An 18,197-nucleotide genomic window follows, 5' to 3' on the forward strand; every position below is an offset into this window, starting at 1 on the left:
GGACCGGTGGAACGCCTTCACGTTGTTCCTTGAGGATGGGCGCGTCCGCCTGACAAACAACGCGGCCGAGCGCGCGCTGCGCGGTATCGCCTTGGGACGGAAATCCTGGCTCTTCGTCGGCTCCGAGCGTGGAGGCGACCGCGCCGCCTTCATGTATTCCCTGATCGCCACCGCCAGGATAAACGACATCGCCCCGCAAGCTTGGCGCGCCGACGTCCGCGACAAGCTCCCCAACACAACGGCTTCACGGGTGCCGGACCTTCTGCCATGGAACTGGCAGACATCGCAGCGCCAACTCGCTGCATGACCGCGGCCTACGCCGGATCCTTACCGATCATGTCGCCCAGCCGGCGTTGCAGATCGTCCAGATCCGTCGCAAGGTAGACAATCGCCATCACCTCGGACGCCACCGTGATGTCGAACCCGGTTTCGCGCGGAAACCCGTTCGACACGCCGCCAAGCGAGCACACGATGTCGCGCAGCGCCCGATCGTTCATGTCGATCACCCGCCGCCAGACCACGCGGCGCAGGTCGATCTGTTCCTCGTTGCCCCAGTGGATGTGGTTGTCGATCATCGCCGCCAGCAGATTGTGGGCCGATGTGATCGCGTGGAAATCGCCGGTGAAATGCAGGTTCATCTCTTCCATCGGCACGATCTGGGCACGCCCGCAGCGCCGCCCTTCATGCCGAAATTCGGCTCGAGCGACGCCTCACGGATGCAGATCGCGGCGTTCCTGCCGATCCGCGACAGCCCGTCGCCCAGCCCCACGGTCGTGGTGGTCTTGCCCTCGCCCGCCGGGGTCGGATTGATCGCCGTGACCAGGATCAGCTTGCCATCTGGCCGCGCCTCCAGCCCGTTGATGAAATCGCGCGACTCCTTTGCCTTGTCATGACCGTAGGGCAGCAGATGCTCGGGCGGGATGCCGAGGGCGGCGCCGATTTCGGCAATCGGGCGTTTGCGCGCGGCGCGGGCGATCTGGATATCGGGGGTCACGGTCATGGTCGGTCCTTCGCGGCGATCAGGACCGGACCATGCCCCGGCGCGGGCACGGATGATAGACGCAAATCGGCCCTAGCGCGCCAAGAGCACCGCCTCGGCATGGGCCCACAGCCGCTGGTCGGGCACATGCAGCGTCAGCACGTCGCCAAGGCGCAGCGTTCCGGGGCGTTCGACCCAGGCGGTGACGCCTCGGCGCCCTTCGGCGGCGCGCTTGTAAAGCTTGCCGAAACCTGCGCGCTCCTGTTCGATCTCGCGCCCCGGCAGCGCGCAGGGGCGGTTTTCCATGTCGACGACCAGCGTCGTGCCATCTGTCGACTGAAGTCGGGAAGACGGCGGCAGGTGGGTCAGGTCCGGCAGCCCTTGCAGGATGATCGACGCACCGATCCAGGTCGGGTCAATGGCGTCCAGCCCCATGCGCGCGGCGGTTCCGGCGATTTCTTCGGCGGACAGCACGGTCAACTGGCGCGCATTGGCAATTTCGGTGCCGCGCGGGTGTTGCGATGTCACGCGGCTGCACGACGCGCGCGTCAGACCCGAATGGCGTTCGCCCTCGGACCCTGCGAAGCCGATGCCAAGCGTCCCGGTCGGAACCGAGCGCACCCCGTCGCCCTCCACCGGCACGCGCCCAAGCCAGAGAATCGTTCCGGTGAATTCGGTGGGTTTCAGCGCCGGCATGACAGCAGCCTCAGGTGGTCAGGGTAAAGAACAGGCGGCGGAACGGAAACAGCACGCGGCCGTTCGCGCCGGTCGGATAGGCCGATCCCACGACCGCCTCATAGGCGGCGATCAGCCGGGCCTGTTCGTCGGGCTGCAACACGTTCAGCACCGGGCGGGCAAAGGTCGATTCGGTGAACCGGCGCACCGGGTGCCCGTCACCTTGGGGGGTGAGTTCCTGGTAATACTCGGTTTCCCACAGTGTGACGTTGCCAAGCGGTGACAACATCCGGTGGTATTCGGCGGGCAGCAAAACGCCCGGAATGGCCGCAGGGTCTACCGCGCCGGGAAACATTTCCTCGGCCATGGTCAGCCACAGCCGGTGCGAGGGCGCGTTGTTCTGATGCGGCACCTGCACCGCAAGCGTGCCCCCCGGCGCAAGATGCCCCGCGAGCCTTTCCAGCAACGTCTCGTGGTCGGCAACCCAGTGCAACGATGCATTGGCAAAGATCAGGGCGACGGGGCTGGCCGGCGCCCAGGTGGTCAGATCCGACTGAAGCAACGCATCGTAACAGCCGATCACTCGGGCCTTTTCCAACATCGACGCACTAAGATCGACCCCCGTGAGGGAACGCTTCAGCGCCTTCAGCGCGGGCGCGGCCGCACCGCTGCCGCAGCCCAGATCGACCACGCCTCCCTCGGGCAGGGGGCCGACCGCGCGCAACAGATCCATGGCGGGGCGCAAACGAAGACCCCGGAACTTGTGATAAAGTCCGGGGTCCCAATCGCGAGTGTCGTCGCTGCTCATGCGGTCGGCTCGGGTTCCATGCCGCCCTCGCCCTCGGGTTTCGCCTTGGGCTTGGTCTTGGGGATCGCCGTGACAGAGGGCGTGTCGTCGGATTCGTCGTCCGAGCTGTCGCCCGCATGGGGCGGCTGGCCTTTCATCACGCGCTTGATCTCTTCACCCGTGAGCGTTTCGTATTCCAGAAGGCCCTGCGCCAGGCGTTCCCAATCGTCGTGACGGTCGGTCAGGATCTGGAAGGCACGGTCATAGGCATCGGTGATGAAGCGGTTGACCTCGTCTTCGATGGTTTCCTTGGTATGCGCCGAGACCGACAGACCGGCAGTGTTGCCCTGATAGCCCTCATGCGCCTCGGAATAGTCGATGTTGCCGACCTTGTCCGACATGCCCCAGCGCAGCACCATCGCCCGCGCCAATGCGCTGGCCTGCTGGATGTCGCCCGCCGGGCCGTTCGACACGTTTTCCGCACCGTACTTGATGATCTCGGCCGCCTTGCCCGCCATGGTCATCGCCATCTTTTCCTCGCACTCGGACTTGTGCCAGTTCAGGCGGTCGATTTCCGGCAGAGACACCACCATGCCAAGCGCACCACCGCGCGGAATGATCGTGGCCTTGTAGACCGGATCGCATTGCGGAAGGGACAGGCCCACCACCGCATGACCGGCCTCGTGGTAGGCGGTCTTTTCCTTTTGCTCGGCGGTCAGGACCATGCTGCGGCGCTCGGCGCCCATCATGACCTTGTCCTTGGCGCTTTCGAAATCGTCCATGGTGACAAAGCGGCGGCCGACGCGCGCCGCGGTCAGCGCGGCCTCGTTCACGAGGTTCGCAAGGTCAGCACCGGAAAATCCGGGGGTGCCGCGCGCGATGATGCGCAGGTCGACATCGGGACCAAGCGGAGTCTTGCGCGCATGCACCGCCAGGATCTTTTCGCGGCCCTTGATGTCGGGGTTGCCCACCATGACCTGGCGGTCAAAGCGGCCCGGACGCAGCAGCGCGGGGTCCAGCACGTCGCGCCGGTTGGTGGCGGCGACGATGATGACGCCCTCGTTGGCCTCGAAGCCGTCCATTTCGACCAGCAGCTGGTTCAGCGTCTGCTCGCGCTCGTCATTGCCCCCGCCATAGCCAGAGCCACGGTTGCGGCCCACGGCGTCGATCTCGTCGATGAAGACGATGCACGGCGCGTTTTTCTTGGCCTGTTCGAACATGTCGCGCACCCGGCTTGCACCGACGCCCACGAACATCTCGACGAAATCCGAGCCTGAAATGGTGAAGAACGGCACCCCCGCCTCGCCGGCGATGGCGCGCGCCAGCAGCGTCTTGCCGGTGCCCGGAGGCCCGACAAGCAACGCCCCCTTGGGGATCTTGCCGCCAAGTCGCGAATATTTCTGCGGGTTGCGCAGAAATTCGACGATCTCTTCCAGCTCTTCCTTGGCCTCGTCGATGCCCGCGACGTCGTCAAAGGTGACGCGCCCGTGCTTTTCGGTCAGCAGCTTGGCCTTGGACTTGCCGAATCCCATGGCGCCGCCTTTGCCGCCGCCCTGCATCCGATTCATGAAATAGATCCAGACACCGATCAGCAGCAGGAAGGGCAGAAGCGACAGCAGAAAGGCCTGAAAGCCCGACTGTTCCTGCTGTTCGGCCCGAACGGTGACGTCGTTGGCGATCAGCAGGTCGGTGACCCGTGCGTCCTCGGGTTTCACCGTGACATAATCAGACCCATCGTTGCTGCGGTAACGGATCTGTTCGCCGTCGATGGTGACAGAGCTGACACTGTTGCTCTCAACCTGCTGCACGAAATCGGAATAGCTGATTTCGCGGCTCTGAAGCGTGCTGCCGCCACCTGAGAACAGGTTAAACAGCGCCAGGATGAGAAGAAACAGGACCACCCAGAAGGCGATATTGCGTGCGTTGCCCAAGGAATCCTCCAAACATGCGTCGCGCGCCCCTGCCGGAGCGCGTTGGCTATAACATAGAGATCACACGCCCCGGTTCAATGCGATTCACCGCGAAAGGATGAACAGACGAAAAGCTGCCGCTTCGTCAACCAGTGTCGCGGTGGCGCCGGGGCCGATGCCAAGCCCGTCGCAGGCCACGAGGGCGTGCCCCTGCCACAGCGATGGCAAGGTGCGGGCGATGGCGTGGACAGGCCCGTTTGCGCGGGCGGCACCGGCTTGCTGCCAGCCGTCATCGCCAAGGGCGCGCACGGTCAGATCCCCGGCATCGGGATGGCGCATCCGCCACCGCCCATCCCACAACGGCGTCTGTGCAAGCGGCGCGGGACCGGCAAGCGCCGCCAGTTCGCGCAGGATGGTGATGCGCGCCGCGCCACAGCGTAGCTCGCAGCCGTGCAGCGTGCCCGACCCGCCCGCGTGCAATCGGTCCAGCAATGTCTCAAGCGCGGCCGCTCTTGGACGGTACTCGGCGCGCGACACGAATCGCAACGCCGCCGCCAGCACCCGCAACTGCGTGTCGCGTTCAATCCGCGCGAATGCATCCCGATCAAGGGTCAGCGTCCCCAGCGCGCACTCCTCGGACCCGCAGGCATCCCATGCTTCGGCGGCGCGAAGGCGCAGCGCTTCACCGGCGCGGGACATGCGCCGCGCCGTCGCCGACAGCGTCTCGGGATCAAGCCCGTGGGCCTTGAGCGTGGGCAGAAGCTTGCGAATGCGGGCGCGTTCGTAGCTGTCGTCCGCGTTGCTCGGGTCTTCGGCCCAGGTGCCTTTCAGCGTGCGCAGATAGTGGCGCAGTTCTTCGCGGCCCATACCCAGACAGGGGCGGACGATGGTGAATTGCGTCCCGTCGTCGCGCGCCACTTCGCGAACGGCGGCCATCGCTGCCAGCCCATCCACGCCCGACCCGCGCGCAAGGCGCATCAGAAACGTCTCGGCCACGTCGTCGCGAGTATGGGCCTGAAGCAAAGGGCGGTTGCGCGCAAGCCAGTCTCCGATCACCGCAAGCCGGCCACGCCGCGCCGCATCCATCAGATTGCCCTGCCCGTTCCAGCGCCAGGACAAATCCGTGTGCGGATGACCGAGTTCGGCGCAGGTTGCCTTGACCAGATCAACCTCGGCGGGGGATTCGGGGCGCAGCCCGTGATCCACCGTGACCACATGCAGCGACACGCCCCAGCGGTGGGACCAGTTATGGGCAAGAGTCAGCATCGCCATGCTGTCGCCGCCACCAGACACCGCAAGGGCGATGTCGCGCGGAAAGTCAGGCCCCAGCGCCGCGCCCATGGCATCGGCGAACCGCTGGTCAAGCGATGTCATGTCACTGACAGCCCAGGCGGTCCATCTCGGCCTGCGCCTCGGCCACGACCGCAGTGCCGGGATAGCGGGTTTCAACCTCGGACAGGGTCACGCAGGCTTCGGACTGATTGCCAAGCTGTCCCAGCGCCGCGCCCAGCCGCCACAACGCCTCGGGGGCGGCTTCGCTGTCGGGGTAACTCGCATAGGCGGACAAAAAGCGGCGCGCGGCCTCGCGGGTGTCGCCCGCTGCGGTCAGGGCGTTGCCCTCGCCGACGAGGGCGGCCGCTTCGAGGGGACTCCCCGGAAAGGTCTCGCGAAAGGTCGCAAACTGCTGCGCGGCGCCTTGAAAGTCACCCGAGGCGAGCGCCTCCCGGGCTCGCCTGAAATCCGTCTCTTCGGTTACCGCAAGTTCCGCTCCGCCGGACGGCAGCGCATTGGACACAGGCGGCGCCGCCGCGGTCGCCACGCCCGTTGCCGCCGTCGCGCCGCCCAGCGTCGGCGTATCGCCAAGCGCCCCGATGTCGCACCCTGGCTCAAGCTCGCACAAACGAAACTGAAGATCACCGATGCGGTTGGTCCCATCTTGCACCACGGTTTCGATGCGATGCTGCAGCTGCTCGGTGCGGGCAGTAACCTGCTGCAGAGCGGCCTCGATCGCATTGACCCTGTCAAGCGTCCCGCCGCCGATCTGCACCGAACTGGGTCCGCCGCCGGCAAGCTCTTGCTTGAGACGCGCAAGTTCGCCCGTCAGGATCGACAGGTCCTGACGGATGCTGGCAAGGCTTTGCGTGTCCTGGGCGGCGGCGCCTGACGTACACAGCGCAACCGCAAGAGTAATGGCGGCAAGACGCATCAGATCAGCTGCCCATGCCCATCGAAATCACGGTGACCGCGCGCCGGTTCTTGGCGTAGCACGCCTCTTCGGCACAAACCTCGACCGGGCGCTCCTTGCCGTAAGAGACAAAGCGCAGGCGGTTGGGCGCGATACCCTTCGAGATCAGATATTCCATGGTGGCATTCGCACGACGGGCCCCAAGGGCGATGTTATACTCGCGCGTGCCCTGCTCGTCCGCGTGCCCTTCGATCACCGCGAGATAGTCGTTGTTGGTCATCAGCCACTGCGCCTGACCGTCCAGCGTCGCCTGCGCCTGCGCGCTCAATGTGGACTGGTCCACTGCAAACAGGACGCGATCACCGACGGTCTGGTTGAAATAGGCCGGCGACCTGGGGTCGTTGGCCGAACCGGGAAGGATGCCCCCGCTGACACCGCCGTTCGCGCCCGCGCCATACCCATCGCCCGCGCCGCCCCCGGCGCCGAAACGGTCACCATTGGTACAGGCCGCGAGCCCGAGCGCGATTGTAAGGATCAGGGCCTTGGAGAAGATTTTCATGAAGTTGTCCTGCTCGAATGTCGCCGTACCCTTAGCACGGCACTGATGACTTGGAAACGGCGCGCAAAGCCACAGAATTTTCGTACGAAAATTCTGGACGCCCGCGCCGGGTCTCGGAAGAAAAATCTTCGTACGAAGATTTTTCGTACCCCCGGATCATTGAAGCGGCCCCCAGGCCGGATCAGATCCGCCATCGGGTGTGCGCACCCGGGTCAGCTTGCGCCCGGCGACGTCGACGGAATACAGCGATGAAGTCCCCTGCGCGCCCAGCGTCTCGCGCGAGAACATGATGACCCGGCCGTTGGGCGCCCAGGTTGGGCCCTCGTCCAGCGGCGAGGCGGTCAGCAGACGCTCTTCGCTGCCGTCGGTGCGCATTACACCGATATGAAAGCGACCCGAAAGTTGCTTGGTAAAGGCGATAAGGTCCCCTCGCGGCGACCAGACGGGCGTGCCATAGCGCCCCTGTCCGAAACTGATCCGCGTTGGCTCGCCGCCGCCCACCGGCATGATGTACAGTTGTTGCGCGCCCGACCGGTCGCTTTCGAAAACGATGCGGCTGCCGTCGGGTGAAAAACTGGGTGCGGTGTCGATAGACGGCGTAAAGGTCAGCTGGCGCGGGGCCCCCCCTGCGATATCCATCAGGTAGATGTCGGTGTTCGACCCCGTAGTCACCGAATAGACCACCTTGCTGCCATCCGGGGAAAAGCGCGGCGCAAAGCTCATGACGCCGCTGGCGTTGGGCAGAATCTGGCTTTGAACCGATCCGACGTTGAGGATGTGCACACGCGGCTCGCCGGTCTGGTAGCTGGTATAGAGCACCCTGTCACCGTTCGGTGAAAAGCGCGGCGCTAGGACGATGGACCGCGAATCCGTCAGGTACTGCACGTTCGCGCCATCGTAATCCATGATCGCCAGCCGCTTGGCCCGCTTGTCTTTCGGGCCTGATTCAGACACGAACACGACGCGGCTGTCGAAATAGCCGCTTTCGCCCGTCAGCCGCATGTAGACCTGATCGGCCACCTTGTGCGCCAGCCGGCGCCAGCCGTCGGCGGTGGCGGCGAATTGCATCCCCTGGCCCAGCTCGGTGCCCGCGAACACATCCCAGACCCGGAATTTCACGGTGATACGCCCGCCCTGTTCGGCCACCGATCCGGTCAGCAGCACCAGCGCGTTAACCGTGCGCCAGTCGGTGAACTGGACCGGAGCCTCGAAAGACGTGACCCGGCTGATATGCGCCTCGCGCGGGATTTCGCGAAACAGTCCGGTTCCGGTAAGATCGTCGGCCACCACCCGCGCCAGTTGCTGGGCGTATTGCGAGGCACCCGGCGTCTCGGCGACGAAATCGGGCACCGCATAGGCCATTGGCTCGATCGTGCCCTCGGTGATCTCGATCCGCAGGGGGCCGCCCTGGGCCTGCGTCGCGGCGGGCAGCGCCACGGCCGCGAGAAGAGCGAGGCAAAGCGCCATCAGCTGTTTCATTCCGAACCTCTTGCCTTGGGGGACATTGCGCCCCTCGTCAGATTTTGCATAGCGATGTGAGACGCCGCCCACAAACCCCGACGCGGGACGCGATGCGCGGATCGTTGCCGCCGACTTGCTCATCTCAGCCTCATTTCATCGGGGTTGAAGGTCATTTCGATGCGTTTCCATTGCTCGTATTTCTCGGGCGGCAGGGCGTAACCTGTGTCCCCCTGACAGCGCAGGATGGCGCGGCGCGCGGCCTGAAACGCGGTTTCGGCCGCCGATCCGGTGCCGCCGCTGCTGTTCACCAGCCGCAAGCTGGAACTGACGACGCGGCCGCCCTGGTCCATATCCATCGAAACCGTCACGGTCACGTTCGCCGCCTCGCTGCCCACATCCACCAGCCAGCACCTCTGAACCGCCACGCGCAGCGCGTCCCGCTCGCCGCGTGTCAGCGGCGGACCTGAGGGCGTGGCCGCCTGTGTCGGGGCGCTGCCCCCTGCCAGGGCCTCGGCAATGGCGCTGGCCACAGCGTCGCCGGCCTCTGCGGGTTGCGCTGGCGCTGGCGCGTCGGGCGTTTCGGGGGCCGTCCGGTCGGGCGTCGCCGCCGCTGGTTGTTGCGCGACATCGCGGGGGCGTGTTTTTGGGCGCACCGACGCGGCGGGCGCCGAGGCAGGCTCATCGGCTTCGGTGACGATTTCCGTGGCGGTTTCGGGCGGCGCGGTGGCCTCTTGCGTTTCCGCAACGATCTCGGCGCTTTCGGTCTCGGGGTCTGCGGCGGTCTGGGCCTCTTCGGCCTCGGCGACGTCGGGTTCGGGCGCGGCAACGGGGTCTGCCGCAACGCGCGTCGCCGGGCGTGGCTTGGGGCGCGGCGCGGTTTCGGGCGCAAGCACCTGCGGCACCTCTTCCACCGCCGGGGGCAACGGATCGGGGACGGGTTGCGGTTCTGGCACAGGCTGGGGCGCAGGGTCCGGGATCGGTTCTGGCGCGGGGTCAGGTTCGGGCGCGGGTTCGGGTTCCGGCGTGGGGATGGGCGTTGGCTCGGGGGCGGATTCTGACGCAGGTGCGGGGTCCCGCGTCGGTGCCGGAGCGGGTTCGGGGGCCTGCGTCGGCGCGACGATGTCTGGCTGAACCGTCGGGGCCTGGGCCGCCTCGCTCAGCGCGGCGAAATCCGCCTCCGAGATCACCGAGACGGCGGACACCTCGAATTCCGGTGGGTCCGGCCGGAACACATTTCCAACCAGCGCCCACAAGATCACCAGGGCATGCGCCCCGGCGGATATGGCGAATGACCTGCGCAATAGCGCCTCCTCAGCCGCCGCTCGCGCCGTCGAGCGCGGGGCCGCCGGTGTCCGTGACAAGTCCGATAGACGAGAATCCGCCGCGATTCAGCGCGCCCATCACCTGCGCCACCGTCTTATAGGGCACGGCACCGTCGGCCCGCAAAAAGATGCGGTCGTCGGCCCGTTCAGCGGCGATGGCACGCAGCCGCGTGACCAGTTCGTCCATCGTGACCTCGGTGGTCTGGATGGTCACAATCCCATCGGCGGTGATCGTCACCGTCAGCGGTTCTTCGGTGTCGGCGGGCAGCGAGCTTGCCGCCGTCTTGGGCAGCTCGACCGGCACACCCACCGTCAGCAACGGGGCCGCGACCATGAAGATGATCAGCAGCACCAGCATCACGTCCACCATGGGGGTGACGTTGATTTCGGCCATGGCCCGGCTGCCGCCCCCGCCACGACGCCGCCTGCGGTTGCCGCCCCCGCCCGATCGCATGACCCCGCCGCCCATCGCTCAGGCGTCCAGCTGGCGCGAAAGGATGGTCGAGAATTCGTCGGCAAAGGCTTCGTAGCCGGCGACGATGCGATCGGAATCGGCAGACAGCTTGTTGTAGAAGATGACCGCCGGAATGGCCGCGACAAGACCGAGGGCGGTCGCGAAAAGCGCCTCGGCGATGCCGGGCGCCACGACCACCAGCGACGTGTCCTGTTGTTGCGCGATCTCGATGAACGCATGCATGATGCCCCAGACCGTGCCGAACAACCCCACGAACGGCGCGGCAGAGGCCACGGTGGCCAGCACTGGCAACCCGCCCTGAAGCGATTCGGCTTCCTTGAGGATCGCCACGTCCATCGACCGGTCGATTCGCGCATGCGCGCCAGCGATCATGCCGCCGTCGTCGCGGTGCGATCGCCGCCATTCGGTCATGCCCGCGGCAAAGATTCGCTGCGCCCGTCCCTTCGGTTCGGGTCCGATCTGATCGTACAGCTCGTCCAGCGGTTCGCCCGACCAGAACGCCTTGTCGAAACGCCGCGCCTCGCGCCGGGCGGCACGGTAGCTGATGAGCTTTTCGCCGATGATCGCCCAGCCCCAGATCGAGGACAGCACCAGCAGCAGCATCACCAGCTTCACTGTAAGCGTGGCGCGTGCGAATAGGCCCCACATGGAGAAGTCGATCTCCTGCGCGACCGCGAGGGTGTTTGGATCCATAAGCCTGCTCTTCTCTGTCGGGCCCTTGCGTTGCGGGCTCTCGTTAGCGCCGATTCTAGCTGATTAGCAGAGCCAACGCCAACACATTGACGTCATCCCCGTTACATCCCCCGCTTGCCCGCGCCGGGATGAGCGGAAGCGCGCCGCAACCGGGCCGGGCAAGCTTTGGTTCAGTTGACCCTGCGACGGATTTGCTGGGGCAGCCGCGTCGGCTGGCCATCGAGGGTCATCGCCACCAGCGTGACCTCGGCGGAAAACAGCAGTTCGCCGTCGCGCAGGACCTCCTGGTGCAACACCAGCCGCACACCGCTGACGGCACCTGTGGTGGTGGTCACGACAAGCGCATCCTCGAACCGGGCGGGGGCGCGAAAATCGGCCTCGATCCGGCGCAGCACAAACACGATCCCCTCGATCTCGCGCAGCGCATTCTGGTCGACGCCGATGCCGCGCACCCAGTCGGAACGCGCTCTTTCTATGAATTTCAAATAGTTGGCGTGGTAGACGATGCCCGCCATGTCGGTATCTTCGTAATAGACCTGCACCTGAAATTCATGTGTCATCGCCCTGTCCCTGACCGTTTCATGGCGCCCTGCAAACCGAAGACGCGGACCAAGCCTAGCCGCGGTTCGCCAGCCACGCCAGCCGCACAAAACCACGTTCGACCAATGCCATCGCCGGAGCGCGCTGCCCCGCGGAACGGATCGACAGATCGGTGTCCATCAGCATCCCCAGCGCCCTTTCCAGCCCGTCCGCCGACCAGCCCTGCGCCTGGCGCAGCATCCGGTCGCGGCGCGGTCCGAACAGCGGCGGACGCAAGCGTTGCACCGCCGTTTGCGGCCCACCCTGCGCCGAGGCGAGCGTATAAAGCACCCGAAAATGCCGCATCGCCATGATAAGCAACGTCACCGGGTTCACGCCCTGCCCGCTGAGCCGCTGCATCAGCGGGCCGATCTCGGCAGAACGGCCCTCGGCCACCACATGCAGGATGTCGTCAAGTTCCGCCTCGATCGATGCGGGGGCACAGGCCAGCACCTCATCCGGGGTCAGCGGCGCGGGGTCGTCAAGCTTGTACAACGATACTTTCTCCAGCACCTGCCGGAAATCGCCCGGTTCCAGCGCGCGTGCCAGCGCCTCAAGCGCGTCCCAGGCGGCGCGATCCACCTGTTCCAGCCCGGCCTTGCGCAGCGCCGCCTCGATCTCGTCGCGGCCCGGAGGTTCGGAATAGATGCCGATGGACAGCGCGTTGCGATGGGTTTCGAACAGCTTGCGCAGCCTGGATTTCGCGGCAAGTTGACCCGCGGTGACGATGATCTGCGCGTCCCCGGCCCGCCAGTCTTCCAGCGCGGTTTGCAGGGTGGCGGTCAGCCCGTCGTTGGCCTCTTCGACAAAGGCGACGCGGGGGCCGGGGAAAAAACCCTGCGCCTTGATCGCGTCCAGCAACATCGCCGGATCGCGCCGCAGCTCGGCGGCGGGAATCCGCGTCAGGCGCATTTCGACCTCGCCCTGCGGGCCGGTCAGAGCCTTGATCGTCTCCTGGCGGCGATGGGCGACGCGCATCGCGTCTTCGCCAAACAGCAGGATGCCCGCGCGCGTCGGGTCGGGCTTGCGAAAGAAAGCCTGCGCATCCCGCCCGGTCAGCTTCATCGCGGCAACTGGTCCGCGTCGATCAACAGCCGGTCGATGACCTGATCGGCGAGCAGGACCATCAGCCGGCTGTGTGCATCGCGGCTGGACGCTTGCTGCGAGACGCTGGATCCGGCGGCCGAATAGCCGGTGAAGGCATCCGTGTGCCCCGAGATAAGCGGCTCGGACCCGCCCGCCAGGGTCAGCACATATTGTGCCCGCCCGGTCAGCTGGTAGCGCGTTGTCTGCCCGTCGGAAAGCGAGCCAAGCCCGGTCTCGTTCACCCTCAGCGCGCGCGTCAGCGCATAGGGGCCGGTTCCCCGGCCCATGCGTTCCTCGAACCGCATGTTGAAATCGTACTCGTTGCGGTTTTCAGGCTCCGGCAGCGCGACAGCGTTCAACAACAGCCCCCCCTGCCCCGCCGGCCCGTAGACCGGCGTGAATCCGCACGCACCGAGCGCCAGCGCGCCCAGCAGGACAAGGCGGCGATCAGGCGACGACATTGACGATCCGCCCCGGCACGACGATGAGCTTTTTCGGCGCGGCGCCGTTGAGCGCGCGTTCGACCGCGGGATGCGCCAGCACCAGCTTTTCGATCTCATCCTTGAGCATGTCTGCCGGCACGGTCAGCTCGGCGCGCCGCTTGCCGTTCACCTGAATGGGCAGGGTGACGCTGTCCTCGACCAGCATCGCCTCGTCCGCCACAGGCCAGGGCGCATTGGCGATCAGACCGTCGCCGCCCAGCATCTGCCACATCTCTTCGGCCAGATGCGGCGTCATGGGCGACATCAGCTGCGCCAGCGCGCGGGCCGCGTCGCGCTTGACCGCCGTTCCGGCGCGCGATTTCGTCAGCGCGTTGGTAAAGGCGTACAGCCGCGCGATGGCCGCGTTGAAGCCAAAGCTTTCGATGCCCAGCGTCACGTCGCGGATCGCCTTGTGGGTCTCGCGCGCCAGGGCGTCGTCTTCGGCGGTGGCGGGCACATCGGCCTGGGCGATTTCCGAAACCGTGCGCCAGACGCGCGCAAGGTGGCGGTTCGCCGCCTCTGCCCCCGAGGCCGTCCATTCCACGTCGCGCTCGGGCGGGCTGTCAGACAGCACGAACCAGCGCGCGGTATCGGCGCCGTATTGATCGACGATGACGACCGGGTCCACGACGTTGTTCTTGGATTTGGACATCTTGGCCGAAGGGGTGATCTGCACCTCGGTGCCATCGTCAAGATACCCGTTGCCGTCCTTCAGTGTCACCGTTTCGGGGTAGTGATAGACCGGGCGGCCTTCGTCGCTGGTGGTCTGGTAGATCGCGTGGGTCACCATGCCTTGGGTGAACAGCGCCTTGAACGGCTCGGCGCTGGTGGCAGGCAGGTGGCCGGTCTGGATCATCGCGCGGGCGAAAAAGCGCGAATACAACAGGTGCAGGATCGCGTGTTCGATGCCTCCGACATATTGATCGACCGTCATCCAGTAGTCGGCTTCGGCCAGATCGGTGGGCGTGGTGGCGCGCGGCGCGGTAAAGCGGGCGTAATACCACGAGCTGTCCACGAACGTGTCCATGGTGTCGGTTTCGCGCACTGCCGGTGCTCCGCAGGACGGGCAGGCGCAATCGCGCCATGTCGGGTGGCGGTCCAGCGGGTTGCCGGGCTTGTCCATCGTGATGTCATAGGGCAGTTCGATCGGCAGGTTTTCCTTGGCCTCGGGCACGGTGCCGCAGCTGTCGCAATGCACCACCGGGATCGGGCAGCCCCAGTACCGCTGGCGCGACAAACCCCAGTCGCGCAGGCGGTATTTCGTGACCCCCTGCCCCACACCGTTGGCTTCGCAAAAGGCCACGGCGGCATCGACGGCCTCTTCGCCGGTCTGGATTTCCGCGCCCGCGATCAGGCGGGTATAGCGCACCTTTTCCGATTTTTGCGGCACGAACGGTTCGGCAGCGATGTCGATACCGCCTTCGACGGGTTCAAAGCTCTCGACGATGGGCAAACCGTATTTGATAGCAAATTCATGGTCGCGCGCGTCATGGCCGGGGCAGCCGAAAATTGCGCCGGTGCCGTAATCCATCAGGATGAAATTGGCGATATAGACCGGCAGTTCCACCGAGGTATCAAACGGGTGGCGCACGGTGATGCCGGTATCCAGGCCCTTTTTCTCGGCCTTTTCCAGCTCTTCTTCGGATGTGCCCATGCGGCGGCAATCGGCGACGAACGCGGCAACCTCCGCATTGTCACGCTCCAATACCCTGGCGAGCGGGTGATCGGGCGAAATGCCGACGAAGCTGGCGCCCAGCAGCGTGTCGGGCCGGGTGGTGTAAACATCAATACGGTCAAATCCATCGGGGGCATCCACGGTGGAAAAGGCGAATTGCAGCCCGCGCGAACGCCCGATCCAGTTGGCCTGCATCAGCTTGACCTTGGCGGGCCAGTCATCGAGGCCGTCGAGCCCTTCGAGCAATTCGTCCGAGAAATCCGAGATGCGGAAGAACCACTGCGTCAGTTCCTTGCGCTCGACCAGCGCGCCGGAACGCCAGCCGCGCCCGTTTTCGACCTGTTCGTTGGCCAGAACCGTCATGTCGACCGGGTCCCAGTTGACCATGGCGTTCTTGCGATAGATCAGCCCGGCTTCGAGCATGTCCAGAAACAGCGCCTGTTGCTGGCCGTAATATTCCGGATCGCAGGTGGCGAACATGCGCGACCAGTCGAACGACCAGCCCATCGGCTTCATCTGTTCGACCATGTCGCCGATGTTGGTATAGGTCCAGTCCTTGGGGTGGCCGCCGTTCGCCATCGCGGCGTTTTCCGCCGGCATCCCGAACGCGTCGAACCCCATCGGGTGCAGCACGTTATGTCCGCTCGCCAACTTGTAGCGCGCGATCACGTCCGACATCGTGTAGTTGCGCACATGGCCGATATGGATGCGCCCCGACGGATAGGGAAACATCGACAGCACATAGTATTTCGGGCGGGTCTTGTCGTCGGACGCCTTGAAGGTCAGGGCCTTGTCCCAGGCGGCCTGCCATTTCGGCTCGATGGTGGCGGGGTCGTAACGCGACATTGTCTTATCCCTCAAGGCGGACGGGTTTGCCACGGGTGATAGGGTCTGCGCGCGCGGGCGTAAAGCCCCGCAGATGGCCGGGCGATCCGTCGCGGACCGCCCGGCCCCATGGATCAGTCGTTTGCGGCGGCGGCCGGAACCGTCCAGCCCTTGCCTGCCGCGACCTGAAGCGTCGCCCAGCTGGCGGCCAGATCGCGCAGGCTGGACGCCAGCGTCAGGCGCGAACTGGCAAGCAACCGCTGCACATCCAGGAAATCAAGCAGCGTCGTGGTGCCCCCGTTATAGGTTTCGCGCGACAGCGACACGACGCGTTCATAGCTGGATACGCTGCGCCGATAGGCCGACACCGCCCGGCGGTTGCGGATGTAATCGGATTGCGCCGACTGCACGCCTTCGACCGCGTCCAGCACCGACGCCCGCCAGGCCAGTTCGGCGGTTTGCGCAGCGGCCACGGCGGCATCGCGCTGCGCCTGCAACAGCGGCCGGTTCAGCACCGGGATCGAGATCTGCGGCCCGTAGGACCAGCTTTTGAAGCCTTCGGTATCGCCGATGCTGCCCGACAGGGTGACCGACGGGTAAAGATCGGCGGCGGCAACGCCGACATTGGCCACCGCTTCGGCGAAATCGCGCTCGGCAGCGCGCACGTCGGGGCGGTTGCGCAGCAGGTCGGCGGGGATACCCACATCCGCGCTGCCGTTCACATAGGGCTGCGCGGCGCCGCGTTCCAGCCGGTCTTCGATGGTCTGAGCCGGGACCGCCAGCAGCGTGGCAATGGCATAGGACGCGGCATAGAACCCGCTTTCATACCCCGGCAGACTTGCCAGCGCCTCATCCAGCGCGGCCTGGGCCTGCGCCTCGTCCAGCGCGGTGGCGGCGCCCGCCTCGCGCTGGCTTTGCACCAGGCTCAGCGTTTCGCGGCGGGTGCCGATGGTCTGGCGCAGGATTGCCAGCGCGTTCTGATAATAGCGCAGGTCGATGTAATTCGACACGATCGAGGCAAGGTAGGCCAGCCGCGCCTCGCCGACGCTCAGCTGCGCCGAGGCAAGCGCCGCGAGGGCCGCCTCGCGGTTGCGCCGTTCACCACCGAACAGGTCCAGCACCAGCGCCGGGCTGAAGCTGGCCGCATCGACGCCCGCATTGTCGACGGTCTCGCTGCCCGAAACGGTGCGTCCACCCGACAGATTGCCCGACACCAGCGCCGGTGCCCCCGTGGCCCGCGCCGCCGCCTGCGCCTGTCTGACGCGCGAGATCGCGGTCTTGATGTCAAGGTTCTGGCCCAGTCCCTGCTGCACCAGATCGCTCAGCAACCGGTCGTTGTAACCGCGCCACCAGTATTGCGCGGCCGCATCCCCGATGGGCGCGGCGCCACCTTCTGCGAAGCTGGTCGCAAGGGTGGCCGAAGGGGCGGTATAGTCCGGGCCAACGGTACAGGCCGCAAGGCCCAGGGCCAGCGGGACGAATGCAAGTTTGCGGAATGTCATGTGCACGAGTCTTTCCTCTTGGTCTTTTCGACCAGTCGCATGATGAGCGCGTAACGCGCCGGCACCATGAAGATGCCGATGAATGTTGACGCCACCATGTCACCGATCACAGCGGTGCCGATGGCGTTCTGGGCGGCGGCGCCTGCCCCCGGTCGCGGTGGCATGCGGTAAAACGCCAAGGATGAAGGACAGCGCGGTCATCGGGATCGGGCGTAGCCTCAGACGCGCGGATTCTGCGGCCGCGTCGGAAACGCTGCGCCCCTGCGCCCGCAGGGATTCAGCGAAATCAAAGATAAAGATAGCATCCCTGACCGCAAGTGTGATCGTCGTAACCACGCCAACCGTGAAATAAACATCGCAAGACTGACCAAAAAGCCACGCTGCCGCGCGCGCGCCCAGCACCCCGACCAGCGCCGCCAGCATGTTCGACGACAGAATTGTTCACATTTTTCCGTGGCTTATACGGAAAGAGCCATCACGAGCGCCGAAATCGCGCAAAGCACCGACGCCTGCCTGTCCGACTGGCGTTCCCGGGCGCGGATGCCGGTTCGGGCCACGCCGTAGCCTCTGCCCATGTCCGTTACCATGTCTTTCACGGCATCCATCGCCGCGCCTGAACTGGCGCCAGCGCCCTTCGAGGTCGATATTTGCAGCGCCCTGCCTCCGCCATGGCGGTGCAGGCCGGGCCGGCCCCCCCGATTTCCAGCCCGGTGGGCATGAGGGACGAAAACGGCACCATTTCGCCGTCGGGGTTGGTGGCGCACCATGGCGGGGTGTCTTCACGCTGCATCCCGGATTCGCCCGACCGCATCGCGTTGAGTGACGACAGCGACACGCCAGAGCTATCGGCCTTTTCCGGTCGATATCGCGATGCAATGCGCTGGCCTTGTGGTGTCGCGCGCGGGCATTGACGATCCGCCCATCCGCCTGGGCCGTGGCGAGCAGCCCTTCGGCGGCCGATCCCTCGGCCATCTGGATCCGGGTCATCGGCATGCGCTGATC

Annotated in this window: 19 protein-coding genes and 1 pseudogene; 1 reads left to right on the plus strand and 19 read right to left on the minus strand. The window is 65.8% G+C overall.

Annotated elements, in window-relative coordinates:
- A partial coding sequence (locus ATI53_RS17345; RefSeq protein ID WP_146609951.1) for an IS66 family transposase occupies window positions 1–307 on the plus strand: 307 nt, incomplete at its 5' end.
- Between the two features lie 25 nt (window positions 308–332).
- On the opposite strand, the pseudogene ATI53_RS17350 reads toward ATI53_RS17345, so the two are convergent.
- The 19 genes and pseudogenes from ATI53_RS17350 to ATI53_RS23405 all read right to left on the minus strand — a co-directional run.
- Window positions 333–1,000 (minus strand): annotated as a pseudogene (locus ATI53_RS17350) (formate--tetrahydrofolate ligase); the annotation flags it as partial.
- A gap of 72 nt (window positions 1,001–1,072) precedes the next feature.
- Window positions 1,073–1,675 carry an MOSC domain-containing protein gene (locus ATI53_RS17355; RefSeq protein ID WP_111550975.1) on the minus strand — a complete coding sequence of 201 codons (603 nt, stop codon included), beginning with the start codon at window positions 1,673–1,675 and terminating at the stop codon, window positions 1,073–1,075.
- Window positions 1,676–1,685: 10 nt separating this feature from the next.
- The gene (locus ATI53_RS17360) at window positions 1,686–2,462 is read right to left on the minus strand and encodes a methyltransferase domain-containing protein (RefSeq protein ID WP_009505083.1); all 777 of its coding nucleotides are present in this window, start codon (window positions 2,460–2,462) and stop codon (window positions 1,686–1,688) included.
- Window positions 2,459–4,372, minus strand: coding sequence for an ATP-dependent zinc metalloprotease FtsH (ftsH, locus tag ATI53_RS17365; RefSeq protein ID WP_111550976.1), 1,914 nt, complete (start codon window positions 4,370–4,372; stop codon window positions 2,459–2,461). The genes ATI53_RS17360 and ftsH overlap by 4 nt, the downstream gene beginning before the upstream one ends.
- 84 nt (window positions 4,373–4,456) lie before the next feature.
- The gene (tilS, locus tag ATI53_RS17370; protein WP_009505081.1) at window positions 4,457–5,725 is read right to left on the minus strand and encodes a tRNA lysidine(34) synthetase TilS; all 1,269 of its coding nucleotides are present in this window, start codon (window positions 5,723–5,725) and stop codon (window positions 4,457–4,459) included.
- A gap of 1 nt (window position 5,726) precedes the next feature.
- Window positions 5,727–6,557: a tol-pal system protein YbgF gene (gene ybgF / locus ATI53_RS17375; RefSeq protein WP_009505080.1), complete on the minus strand. Its 831-nt coding sequence runs from the start codon at window positions 6,555–6,557 to the stop codon at window positions 5,727–5,729.
- Window positions 6,558–6,561: 4 nt separating this feature from the next.
- On the minus strand, window positions 6,562–7,095 hold the full coding sequence (gene pal / locus ATI53_RS17380) for a peptidoglycan-associated lipoprotein Pal (RefSeq protein WP_009505079.1): 534 nt from the start codon (window positions 7,093–7,095) through the stop codon (window positions 6,562–6,564).
- Window positions 7,096–7,251: 156 nt separating this feature from the next.
- A complete protein-coding gene (gene tolB, locus ATI53_RS17385; protein WP_034452745.1) occupies window positions 7,252–8,574 on the minus strand; it encodes a Tol-Pal system beta propeller repeat protein TolB in 1,323 nt (440 codons plus the stop codon).
- A gap of 119 nt (window positions 8,575–8,693) precedes the next feature.
- Complete coding sequence (gene tolA / locus ATI53_RS17390; RefSeq protein ID WP_111550977.1) at window positions 8,694–9,857, minus strand: cell envelope integrity protein TolA; 1,164 nt, start codon at window positions 9,855–9,857, stop codon at window positions 8,694–8,696.
- 10 nt (window positions 9,858–9,867) lie between these two features.
- Window positions 9,868–10,347: a protein TolR gene (tolR, locus tag ATI53_RS17395; protein ID WP_111550978.1), complete on the minus strand. Its 480-nt coding sequence runs from the start codon at window positions 10,345–10,347 to the stop codon at window positions 9,868–9,870.
- Window positions 10,348–10,350: 3 nt separating this feature from the next.
- Window positions 10,351–11,046, minus strand: coding sequence for a protein TolQ (gene tolQ, locus ATI53_RS17400; protein ID WP_009505075.1), 696 nt, complete (start codon window positions 11,044–11,046; stop codon window positions 10,351–10,353).
- A gap of 170 nt (window positions 11,047–11,216) precedes the next feature.
- Window positions 11,217–11,606, minus strand: a complete 390-nt coding sequence (gene ybgC, locus ATI53_RS17405; protein ID WP_009505074.1) for a tol-pal system-associated acyl-CoA thioesterase — start codon at window positions 11,604–11,606, stop codon at window positions 11,217–11,219.
- A gap of 55 nt (window positions 11,607–11,661) precedes the next feature.
- Window positions 11,662–12,690, minus strand: a complete 1,029-nt coding sequence (gene holA / locus ATI53_RS17410; RefSeq protein WP_111550979.1) for a DNA polymerase III subunit delta — start codon at window positions 12,688–12,690, stop codon at window positions 11,662–11,664.
- The gene (lptE, locus tag ATI53_RS17415; protein WP_009505072.1) at window positions 12,687–13,172 is read right to left on the minus strand and encodes an LPS assembly lipoprotein LptE; all 486 of its coding nucleotides are present in this window, start codon (window positions 13,170–13,172) and stop codon (window positions 12,687–12,689) included. The genes holA and lptE overlap by 4 nt, the downstream gene beginning before the upstream one ends.
- Window positions 13,159–15,714, minus strand: a complete 2,556-nt coding sequence (leuS, locus tag ATI53_RS17420) for a leucine--tRNA ligase (protein WP_111550980.1) — start codon at window positions 15,712–15,714, stop codon at window positions 13,159–13,161. Before leuS ends, lptE begins: the two co-directional genes overlap by 14 nt.
- 113 nt (window positions 15,715–15,827) lie before the next feature.
- Window positions 15,828–17,195, minus strand: a complete 1,368-nt coding sequence (locus ATI53_RS17425) for an efflux transporter outer membrane subunit (protein ID WP_009505070.1) — start codon at window positions 17,193–17,195, stop codon at window positions 15,828–15,830.
- The gene (locus ATI53_RS17430; protein WP_111550981.1) at window positions 17,192–17,359 is read right to left on the minus strand and encodes an efflux RND transporter permease subunit; all 168 of its coding nucleotides are present in this window, start codon (window positions 17,357–17,359) and stop codon (window positions 17,192–17,194) included. The genes ATI53_RS17425 and ATI53_RS17430 overlap by 4 nt, the downstream gene beginning before the upstream one ends.
- Window positions 17,295–17,618 carry an efflux RND transporter permease subunit gene (locus tag ATI53_RS17435; protein ID WP_111550982.1) on the minus strand — a complete coding sequence of 108 codons (324 nt, stop codon included), beginning with the start codon at window positions 17,616–17,618 and terminating at the stop codon, window positions 17,295–17,297. Before ATI53_RS17435 ends, ATI53_RS17430 begins: the two co-directional genes overlap by 65 nt.
- 35 nt (window positions 17,619–17,653) lie before the next feature.
- On the minus strand, window positions 17,654–17,800 hold the full coding sequence (locus ATI53_RS23405) for a hypothetical protein (RefSeq protein ID WP_170134610.1): 147 nt from the start codon (window positions 17,798–17,800) through the stop codon (window positions 17,654–17,656).
- Window positions 17,801–18,197 lie beyond the last annotated feature (397 nt).

Origin of the sequence: Salipiger aestuarii (assembly GCF_003259905.1) — a bacterium.
Lineage (GTDB): Bacteria > Pseudomonadota > Alphaproteobacteria > Rhodobacterales > Rhodobacteraceae > Salipiger > Salipiger aestuarii.

Coding starts and splice junctions, on each gene's coding strand:
- ATI53_RS17355 (WP_111550975.1), bottom strand. CDS start 1,675: ATGCCGGCGCTGAAACCCACCGAATTCACCGGAACGATTCTCTGGCTT.
- ATI53_RS17360 (WP_009505083.1), bottom strand. CDS start 2,462: ATGAGCAGCGACGACACTCGCGATTGGGACCCCGGACTTTATCACAAG.
- tilS (WP_009505081.1), bottom strand. CDS start 5,725: ATGACATCGCTTGACCAGCGGTTCGCCGATGCCATGGGCGCGGCGCTG.
- ybgF (WP_009505080.1), bottom strand. CDS start 6,557: ATGCGTCTTGCCGCCATTACTCTTGCGGTTGCGCTGTGTACGTCAGGC.
- pal (WP_009505079.1), bottom strand. CDS start 7,095: ATGAAAATCTTCTCCAAGGCCCTGATCCTTACAATCGCGCTCGGGCTC.
- tolB (WP_034452745.1), bottom strand. CDS start 8,574: ATGAAACAGCTGATGGCGCTTTGCCTCGCTCTTCTCGCGGCCGTGGCG.
- tolR (WP_111550978.1), bottom strand. CDS start 10,347: ATGGGCGGCGGGGTCATGCGATCGGGCGGGGGCGGCAACCGCAGGCGG.
- tolQ (WP_009505075.1), bottom strand. CDS start 11,046: ATGGATCCAAACACCCTCGCGGTCGCGCAGGAGATCGACTTCTCCATG.
- ybgC (WP_009505074.1), bottom strand. CDS start 11,606: ATGACACATGAATTTCAGGTGCAGGTCTATTACGAAGATACCGACATG.
- holA (WP_111550979.1), bottom strand. CDS start 12,690: ATGAAGCTGACCGGGCGGGATGCGCAGGCTTTCTTTCGCAAGCCCGAC.
- lptE (WP_009505072.1), bottom strand. CDS start 13,172: ATGTCGTCGCCTGATCGCCGCCTTGTCCTGCTGGGCGCGCTGGCGCTC.
- leuS (WP_111550980.1), bottom strand. CDS start 15,714: ATGTCGCGTTACGACCCCGCCACCATCGAGCCGAAATGGCAGGCCGCC.
- ATI53_RS17425 (WP_009505070.1), bottom strand. CDS start 17,195: ATGACATTCCGCAAACTTGCATTCGTCCCGCTGGCCCTGGGCCTTGCG.
- ATI53_RS17430 (WP_111550981.1), bottom strand. CDS start 17,359: ATGCCACCGCGACCGGGGGCAGGCGCCGCCGCCCAGAACGCCATCGGC.
- ATI53_RS17435 (WP_111550982.1), bottom strand. CDS start 17,618: ATGCTGGCGGCGCTGGTCGGGGTGCTGGGCGCGCGCGCGGCAGCGTGG.
- ATI53_RS23405 (WP_170134610.1), bottom strand. CDS start 17,800: ATGGATGCCGTGAAAGACATGGTAACGGACATGGGCAGAGGCTACGGC.